This window comes from Nioella sediminis, from assembly GCF_001879695.1.
GTDB classification, from domain to species: domain Bacteria; phylum Pseudomonadota; class Alphaproteobacteria; order Rhodobacterales; family Rhodobacteraceae; genus Nioella; species Nioella sediminis.
The window spans coordinates 1-8,698 of the sequence record NZ_MNBL01000126.1 but is presented as its reverse complement, the minus strand read 5'-3'; the positions used below and the strand labels follow the sequence as shown (position 1 = coordinate 8,698).

Sequence of the window (8,698 nt, the reverse complement as noted above, 5' to 3'; positions counted from 1 at the left end):
CGGCCCGCTACGAGGGGGAATATGGGCTAAGCCCCCTGACCTTCGTGCTGGCCGAGATCGGTGGCACCACCGGGCGCGGCCTGGCCGTCGCTGACAACAAGGATGCCGATCTGCTGGGCTCCATCGCCATCGAGCTGATCGAGGCCGATCTGCGACCCTATTCCAGTTTCCAGTTCGTGGCCGATCTGCAGGACGAGGTGCGCCAGCACCCGCTGGCCGAGGCCGTCAGCTTCCGCGGCTGGCGTGGCGGGCCGGGGGGCGATGCGCTGGATATCCAGCTGTTCGGGGCCGAGGCGGAGGTTCTGAAATCCGCGGCCATGGCGATCCAGACCGCGCTGGCCGCCTACCCGGAAGTCTCGGGGCTGGAGGATACGCTGGCCTATGACCGTGAGGAACTGATCCTGGAACTGACCCCGCAGGGGCAGGCGCTGGGCTTCGATATCGGGTCTTTGGGCAGGGTGCTGCGCGCCCGTCTGAACGGGGTCGAGGCCGCGACCTTCCCCTCTGGCGTGCGCACCGCGTCGATCCGGGTGGAGCTGCCGCAGGATGAGCTGACTGCCGATTTCCTCGACCGTACCCTGCTGCGCACGGCGACGGGGGAATATGTGCCGCTGGCCGATCTGGTCTCGGTCACGTCGCGGATCGGCTTTTCCACCATCGAACGGGAAAACGGGCTGCGGCTGGTCTCGGTCACCGGCGATCTGTCAGAGGACGACCCGGCCCGCGCCGAGCAGGTGATGGAAGAGCTGCGAGAGGTGATCCTGCCGCAGATCGAGGCCGATTACGGCGTCGGGTACCGACTGGCCGGGCTGGCAGAGCAGGAGAACGATTTCCTGAATGACGCGATGCTGGGTTTTGGTCTGTGTCTTGTCGGGATCTACCTTGTGCTGGCCTGGATCTTCGCCAGTTGGACACGGCCTATCGTGGTGATGGCGATCATCCCCTTCGGGCTGGTGGGCACGATCTATGGCCATGCCGCGTGGGACGTGCCCCTGAGCATGTTTACCGTTGTCGGGCTGATCGGGATGACCGGGATCATCATCAACGATTCCATCGTGCTGATCACGACGGTGGACGACTACGCCCGCGACCGGGGGCTGGTGCCCGCGATTGTCGATGCGGTGGCTGACCGTCTAAGGCCCGTTTTGCTGACCACGCTGACGACGGTTCTGGGGCTGGCGCCGCTGCTTTATGAACGATCCGCCGATGCGCAGTTCCTGAAACCCACGGTGATCACGCTGGTCTATGGGCTTGGCTTCGGGTTGTTCATCGTGCTGCTGGTGGTGCCGTCCATTCTGGCGATGCAACAGGATGTGGCACGGCAGATGCAGGCGCTGCGCCGGGGGCTGAGAACGGCGGCGCGCGCGCCGGCTTTGGCGGCAGCGGTGGGGCTGGCTGTTGTCGCGGTTGCGGCGCTCTTCGCGGCAACGCTTGGCGCTCAGATCGTCACGGGCGCGATGTGGGCGCCGCTGGCGTCACAGGTTCCTCTGGAGGGTGCACGCGGCGCGTTTCTGGGCTTCCTCGGCGGCACGGCGGCACTCTGCTTTGGGTTTTGGATCGTGGGCCTCTTCTTGGTTGGGGTCATGTCGCTGAGACGCGCAATCCAGTCTTCCTGACCGCGCGATTGTGTCGAGAGACCTCCTGCGAGAATCGACCAATAGATGCCTTCTGTGGATCCTCGGGGATTGGCACGCAGGCCGATTGCATTTTCCATTCAATGCCGCGGGCTGAAGTCGACCCTTCAGTAATCTGGAATGCGAATAGTTGACAAAGATCAACGCATGGACCTTCGGATCCTCTTACACTACCCTTGTCTTCAAGGCTTGAGGTTCTGGAGAACCGTTGAGATCTGCAAGGGGGGGTATAAGCGATGGCACAAGACTATGAGGTGGCGTCATTCGCACCGGTCCATCCGGCGTCGGGCTATTTGGCCGTTCAGAATGTTTCGACGACCATAGGAAGCTCCGATACCGATGACGGTACGTGGGATCTGGGCGACAGGTTTCTCGAGAGCTCTACCAATCGCCTTTTTGACGGTTTCTACGAAGACGCGTCTGGAAATCTGTTCCTTGTTTTTGTCAACAGCTCTGGCGACATCACGGAACTCGTGTCGCCAAACTCAACAGGAGCCTATCCGACCCACGTCGATGATATCCCGGCCTATACCCGGTCTCAGCTTGCGCTGTGCTTTTTGGCGGGGACGCGGATCACCGTGCCGGGCGGTGAGCGACGGGTGGAGAGCCTCAGAATAGGGGACAGGTTGTCTACGCAGGATGGCCAAACCGCAAAGGTCAAGTGGATCGGCCGCCAGACCGTTATGACGCGCTTCGGCCCCGCCGAACGGCTGATGCCGGTGCGGTTTGCTGCCGGGTCTTTGGGTGAGGGCTTGCCCCACACCGATCTGACGGTCACCGCCGACCACGGGATGCTGGTGGATGGCGTCATCTGCCATGCGGGAGCGCTGGTGAACGGCGAGACGATCACCCGTGTGCCGCTGGCCGAGATGGGCGAGACCTACACGGTTTACCACATCGAAACCGAGGCGCATGAGATCATCCTCGCCAACGGTGCCCCCGCCGAGACATTTATCGACAATGTGAGCCGCCAGGTGTTCGATAACTTCGCCGAGTTCGAGGCGCTCTATGGCGAGGTGCCAGAAATGGAAGAATTGCCTTACGCCCGGGCCATGAGCGCAAGACAGGTGCCGGGGTCTATCCGGCGGAGGCTTGGCATATGCGAGGCTGCTTAAGCCAAGAGACCGAGATCGGGTAGAAGCTAGTCGAACGCGGCGGTGATCTGTTCGACCTGCTGCGCAACCTCGCCAGTGCGATGCAGGTCGGCACAGTTGTGTCCTGGCGGGAATCGCGATGCCCTGTGACGCTGTGGCAAGCTAGAACTCCAGCTTTCTGAATTGATCCTGATCAATCCGCGCCTGATTGACAGCCGCTATAATTGCCATGTCTCTTTGGGGACGTGTCTGGCCTGTCTCGAGATGCGATGCGGGGCCGCTTTGGTCTTATCAAGTGAGTCGTTCGCTGCGCAGGCTACGTCACCGGCCTTGTGATCAATGCCATCGGCCAGCAGTGGCAAGGTGCACCGCCATTTCAAGCTTCCTGGGGAAAGGTCGGATTGGTCAGAGTGGGGTGAGCAGACAAGTGTGACGGACAGGAGAGCGAATCGCATCTGTTCGCAATTGGGAAAGGGGATAAAAAAGAATGGCCGACTTCAGTACGAATGGTGACCTGCGCTTTCAGGCAACGAATAGCGGTGGAGTGCTTACGCCGACCTCGAATTTCACGCATCATTCAATCAACAGCGCCGTGATCGACAACAATAGTGACAATGATGTAGATGGAGGGGACTACTATATCAACTCCAGCGTCGGATATACAGGCTATACAATAGAGATTAACGGCAGGGACTATGCTGTTTTCTTCAACGGGTTCAATTCCTACATCGTCCCTTATCACAGCAGCATTGACGACCTCTCGAGCCTTGATGGGACGGCCGTGACCCAAACCATTACGAACACCGGGGATAACGCCGTTGTCGTCAACTGCTTCGTCACGGGCACTCAGATTGTCACACCGGGCGGGCAAACGGTGGTGGAGAGCTTGAGAATAGGGGATGAGATACTGGACCAGGACGGACAAACGCTTCGAGTCAAATGGATCGGGCGTCAGATGGTGTCCACACGTTTTGGCCCGGCTGAGCGGCTGATGCCGGTGCGCTTTGCGGCAGGGTCTTTGGGTGAAGGCTTGCCGCATAGCGATCTGACCGTCACCGCCGATCACGGGATGCTGGTGGATGGCGTCATCTGCCATGCGGGGGCCTTGGTGAACGGGACGACGATCACACGCGTTCCATTGGAGGAGATGGGCGAGAGCTACACCGTCTACCACATCGAAACCGAGGAACACGAGATCATCCTCGCCAATGGCGCGCCCGCCGAGACATTTATCGACAATGTGAGCCGCCGGGTCTTCGACAACTACGCCGAGTTCGAAGCACTCTACGGGGATGTGCCCGAGATGGAGGAACTGCCTTACCCCCGTGCGATGTCCGCGCGGCAGGTGCCGGCTTGGATTCGGCGCGCCTTGTCCGCGCAAAGAGTCGCGTGACACAGCGCCTGAACGCTATGCCAATCAGCTATTGACAGGCGATTTCAGGGGGTTACGGTTCGGCCCGTGGGGGACGGTTATTATTGACCGCTTCGTTAGCTCGGTATCAGCGTTTTTGTTGAGACCTTTTTGATCCAGTGGCCCGGTGTGACGGGCATCGGCCGGAGATCGCGTGGCTTCAAGCGCCCCCGCGCGACTGTTGATAAAGAACCGAGGGCGCCATGCCGACATCATACACATACCCACGTTTCATACGGCTCAACGGCTCATCAGACGATGGCACAACCTATTCCTGGACGAGCACACTAAACCAGGTCAACGACCGGACAATCGTCGATCAGAACGATGATGAAAACTTGGATATAGGGGTGGATGGCTCCGAGATCCCCGATTGGAATTTCACGGGCTACTATTACACTGCGTCCGATGGCAGCGAGCACCCCATCTATGTGAATGGCAACGATAGCAGCTTTTCCTATGTTCCCTATCACCCTTCGCAGATCGATCTGACTGCCGAGCTCTCCGGGGCGGGCTCGACCACGGACTATTCCGACAATTTCGTGCCGCAAGGCGGCCCGTTTCCGGAAAGCCATTCCTACACGCATCGGATCAGACTGGGCGGCGTGACAGACGACGGAACGACACTGTCTTGGACGAACATTTTGCCATTCACCGAGTCCAATACAGTGGTGGATCAAAACGGCGATGGAAATCTTGATATCGGGGTCGATGGGCCAGAGTCCCCCGCCTTGACCTTCACGGGATACTACTACACGCATTCGGATGGCAGCGAGCATCCCATCTACTACTCGGGGTCGGGCTCGTATTATCAAATCCTGTATAACCGGGCCGAAACCGAACTGCCGAATGAAATGCCGAGTTCCGGTTCGACCACGAATTTCTCAAACAATTTCGAGCCCAATGGCGCGCCGCTCTGCTTTGCCGAAGGCAGCCTGATCGCAACGCCAGCGGGTGAGGTCGCGGTGGAACGCCTGCGGATCGGCGACACGGTCCTGACCGCCGAGGGCCGCGCCGTGCCCGTCAAGTGGATCGGTCGCCAGAGCGTTTCGACACGTTTCGGCCCGGCGGAACGCCTGATGCCGGTGCGCTTTGCGGCGGGGTCTCTGGGGGATGGCCTGCCGAATGCTGACCTGACGGTCACCGCCGATCACGGGATGCTGGTCGATGGCGTCATCTGCCACGCCGGCGCGCTGGTGAATGGGACGACCATTACGCGGGTGCCCCTGGCCGAGATGGGGGAGACCTACACGGTCTATCATGTGGAAACCGAGGAACATGAGATCATCCTTGCGAATGGTGCGCCTGCCGAGACGTTTATTGACAACGTGAGCCGCCGCGTGTTCGACAACTATGCCGAATTCGAGGGGCTTTACGGCGACGTGCCGGAGATGGAAGAACTGCCCTACCCCCGCGCCATGTCTGCGCGGCAGGTGCCGGGGCGGATTGTCTCGAAGCTGGCCGGAAAGGCTGTGGCCTAGATAGAGGTTCTGAATACCGGCTGACCGGGGTTATCCCTGACAGCCGGTCAGTTCCACCGCCGTTCCCGCGGCCAGCACGGTCATCCTCAGGGAAGATCGGTCCATTGCGAAGGGACCGGCATCGGGGGGGACGATATCGGCGGTGGCGGTGAGCGTGGTGCCGCTGCGCGTGACCATCGCCTCGGATATCCAGATCGAGGGGTCGGGCAGCTCGAAGACCACGGTTTCGGCGCTGCCCTGACGGGGCAGGGGAATGCGGGCGACGACCCGCAGGCCGTCGCTGATCGGGGTCAAATCACAGGACACGCGCCCGGCCCCGGCTTCGGCCCCGGTCAGGGGACGGTCGGCCAGCGCCGCGGCGATCCGGGGGTCGGGGCGCCCGCCCGCGGGCAGGGTGCCGCGCAGGTCCAATGACACCGGCATGCAGATATCGTGACAGACGCCCAAGTCTATCCGGCCCGCAAGACGCAGGGCACCGGTGCCCTCGGCCAGGGTCAGTTCCAGCGGGAAGATCACGTCGGAGCTGTAGCCGATGGATTGCATGCCGTTCGAATGAAAGACCTCGGGTACCGGCCAGTGCAGGGCAGCGGATAGCAGGCCGCTGCGGTCGCGCAATTGCAGGCGCGGGGGAATGCCTGCCTCGCCCGGCGCGCGCCAATAGGTTTTCCAGCCGGGGCTGAGCCGGATCAGAAGACCGGCCATATGGCTGCCATCGTCCCTCCGCCAGCCTTCCAGCAGCTCGATCTGGACCACGTCTTCCGGCACTGCGCCGGATTGGGCGGACACCGCCCCGGGCGAGAGATGCAAGGCCAGAACGCAGGTCAGCGCAATCAGCGCGCGGGAGAGGATGGATTTGCTCATGTCATGTGAGGTATTGTCTCGGCCGATCAAAGGGAAGTCACGTTTTGGCGAATTGGCCCCCGTCGGATAGGTTTGCGCGCTTGCACCCATGCAGAATTCCGCACATGTTCATGGGGAGGCACGAAAAATATCGGTTATGACCACATATCTGACGGGACAGCTTCTGATCGCCATGCCTGGAATGGGTGACCCCCGGTTTGCCGGGTCGGTGATCCTTCTTTGCGATCATTCCGATGACGGGGCCATGGGGCTGATCGTGAACAAGCCGGTCACGGAAGTCAGTTTTGCCGAGATGATCAGCCAGTTGGGAATCGAGGCCATGCAGCCGCCGAAAATCCCGATCCTCTATGGCGGGCCGGTCGAAACCGGACGGGGGTTTGTGCTGCACAGCGATGACTATGGCGACGAGGGCGGCACGATGCGGGTGCCCGGTGGCTTCGGAATGACGGCGACGCTCGATGTTCTGGAAGACCTTGCCAATGGCGAAGGGCCTGACAGGGCGGTCATGGCGCTTGGCTATTCGGGTTGGGCACCGGGGCAACTGGAGGCCGAGATCGGCCAGAACGGCTGGCTGACCTGCGACGCGGATGCGGGGATCGTGTTCGGCACCGATATGGACGGCAAATGGGAGGCGGCGCTGGCCAAACTGGGGGTGTCGCCCCTTATGCTGTCCGCCGAAGCCGGGCGCGCCTGAGCAGCGTCGGCCGGGGGGGAGCGGGTCTCCTCAAGCCCCCCTTTCAGGGGAGCCATCGTCGGCCCGCGTTGCCACGGACCTGTGGTGAGGGGCGGTCTTTACGGTCAATGTGGTGGTTGTTGAGAGTGCGGATGCCTCCGGCGGAGGTATTTTTGCCAAGATGAAAGGCTTAGCGCGGTGCGGCGGCGCGGGTCAGGCGATCGTTGATGGCGCGGCCGAGGCCCTGGTCGGGGATCGGGGCGATGTGAATTTCGCGGGCGTTTCTTTCCTTGGCGAGGTCGTCGGCGGCGTGCAGCGTCGAGAAGAGGTTTGCTGCGGCCTCGATCAGGTCGCCTGTTGGGGACAGGGAGAGATCCGCGCTGCCAGGGCCGAAGCCCACGCGGATGGCGTTCGGATCGGTGAGCGGGGCGTTCAGCCGGACCTGCGCCTTTGGCGCGTAATGGCTGCTGAGCTGGCCGGGGGCCTGAACCTTACCGGGCGTGGTATCGGTGGTGAGCGGGCCGGTGAGGGGCTCGATCGCCTCGCGTGGCAGGCCGCCTTCGCGCAGGAGCCTTGTGCCGGTGTCTTGTGGCGCGAGGATGGTGGATTCCAGGCCGACCCCGCAAGGACCGCCATCGAGAACGGCGGCGATCCGGCCATCAAGGCCTGCCAGCACATGCGCGGCGGTGGTGGGGCTGATCCGGCCCGAGAGATTGGCGGAGGGCGCGGCGATGGGGCCGCCGCACGCGTCAAGCACGGCGCGCATCAGGGGATGGGCGGGCAGGCGGATGGCGACGGTCTGCAGCCCGGCGGTGACAAGCGGCGAGAGGCTATGGCCCTCGCGCAGCGGTAGGACCATCGTCAGCGGGCCGGGCCAGAAGGCGGCGGCGAGCGCGCGGGCCGGGTCGTTGAGGATCGCGATCCGTTCCACCGCGTCGAGGGACGGCAGATGCACGATGAGCGGATTGAACCGGGGGCGGCCCTTGGCCTCGAAAATCCGGGCGCAGGCCATGTCACTGGTGGCGTCGCCTGCCAGCCCGTAGACGGTCTCGGTCGGCAGGGCGACGAGCTGCCCGTCAGACAGCAGATCCACCGCGCGGGCGATGCCTGCGGGGGTCGGGGAAAGCAGTTCTGTCTTGCCGTGGGACATGAGCGACGTAACGTTTCTGTTGATCGGGGCGGGTATGGCAAAATATCTGCCCCAAGGACAGGCCCAAAGCGAGTGGCCCGCCCCGGTGCCAAGCCCGTGCCAAGGAGGAATGACCATGCCCTATACCGCGCCCGTGACCGATTTCGAGTTTATCTTCGAAAATATTGTTGGCCTCGACCGAGTGGCAGCGACTGAACGATTTGCCGAGGCCACGCCGGATATGGTCACCGCGATCCTGACCGAGGCGGGCAAGATGGCGGAAACAGTGCTGGCGCCTTTGAACCGGGGGGGGGACCTGCAGGGGGCCTATCTGGAGAACGGCGTGGTGCGTACGAGCCCCGGCTTTGGCGATGGCTATCGGGCGATTGCCGAGGGCGGCTATGTGGGGATGTCG

Annotated in this window: 7 protein-coding genes and 1 pseudogene; 6 read left to right on the top strand and 2 right to left on the bottom strand. The window is 62.4% G+C overall.

The window, feature by feature from the left end; genetic code table 11:
* The 4 genes from BKY26_RS15555 to BKY26_RS15540 all read left to right on the top strand — a co-directional run.
* The coding region (locus tag BKY26_RS15555; protein WP_131541897.1) for an efflux RND transporter permease subunit at window positions 1-1,616 on the top strand (1,616 nt) is incomplete at its 5' end.
* 254 nt (window positions 1,617-1,870) lie between these two features.
* The gene (locus BKY26_RS15550) at window positions 1,871-2,749 is read left to right on the top strand and encodes a Hint domain-containing protein (protein ID WP_071691305.1); all 879 of its coding nucleotides are present in this window, start codon (window positions 1,871-1,873) and stop codon (window positions 2,747-2,749) included.
* 466 nt (window positions 2,750-3,215) lie between these two features.
* A complete protein-coding gene (locus BKY26_RS15545) occupies window positions 3,216-4,121 on the top strand; it encodes a Hint domain-containing protein (RefSeq protein ID WP_071691304.1) in 906 nt (301 codons plus the stop codon).
* A gap of 356 nt (window positions 4,122-4,477) precedes the next feature.
* Window positions 4,478-5,620 (top strand): Hint domain-containing protein, encoded by a 1,143-nt coding sequence (locus BKY26_RS15540; protein WP_158514347.1) that lies wholly within the window; start codon window positions 4,478-4,480, stop codon window positions 5,618-5,620.
* A gap of 30 nt (window positions 5,621-5,650) precedes the next feature.
* Here BKY26_RS15540 and BKY26_RS15535 read toward each other — a convergent pair whose 3' ends face one another.
* Complete coding sequence (locus BKY26_RS15535) at window positions 5,651-6,481, bottom strand: protein-disulfide reductase DsbD domain-containing protein (protein ID WP_071691302.1); 831 nt, start codon at window positions 6,479-6,481, stop codon at window positions 5,651-5,653.
* Between the two features lie 136 nt (window positions 6,482-6,617).
* Between BKY26_RS15535 and BKY26_RS15530 the strand changes: the two genes are divergently transcribed.
* The gene (locus tag BKY26_RS15530; protein ID WP_071691301.1) at window positions 6,618-7,175 is read left to right on the top strand and encodes a YqgE/AlgH family protein; all 558 of its coding nucleotides are present in this window, start codon (window positions 6,618-6,620) and stop codon (window positions 7,173-7,175) included.
* 169 nt (window positions 7,176-7,344) lie between these two features.
* Here the strand turns inward: BKY26_RS15530 and BKY26_RS15525 are convergent, their stop codons facing one another.
* On the bottom strand, window positions 7,345-8,304 hold the full coding sequence (locus BKY26_RS15525) for an L-threonylcarbamoyladenylate synthase (protein WP_071691300.1): 960 nt from the start codon (window positions 8,302-8,304) through the stop codon (window positions 7,345-7,347).
* A 115-nt stretch (window positions 8,305-8,419) separates the two neighbouring features.
* Here BKY26_RS15525 and BKY26_RS15520 point away from each other — a divergent pair.
* Window positions 8,420-8,698: pseudogene (locus BKY26_RS15520) on the top strand (acyl-CoA dehydrogenase N-terminal domain-containing protein); the annotation flags it as partial.

What these genes read in the sequence shown, in the direction of transcription:
- BKY26_RS15550 (WP_071691305.1), top strand. Translation starts at nt 1,871, where the DNA reads ATGGCACAAGACTATGAGGTGGCGTCATTCGCACCGGTCCATCCGGCG.
- BKY26_RS15545 (WP_071691304.1), top strand. Translation starts at nt 3,216, where the DNA reads ATGGCCGACTTCAGTACGAATGGTGACCTGCGCTTTCAGGCAACGAAT.
- BKY26_RS15535 (WP_071691302.1), bottom strand. Translation starts at nt 6,481, where the DNA reads ATGAGCAAATCCATCCTCTCCCGCGCGCTGATTGCGCTGACCTGCGTT.
- BKY26_RS15530 (WP_071691301.1), top strand. Translation starts at nt 6,618, where the DNA reads ATGACCACATATCTGACGGGACAGCTTCTGATCGCCATGCCTGGAATG.
- BKY26_RS15525 (WP_071691300.1), bottom strand. Translation starts at nt 8,304, where the DNA reads ATGTCCCACGGCAAGACAGAACTGCTTTCCCCGACCCCCGCAGGCATC.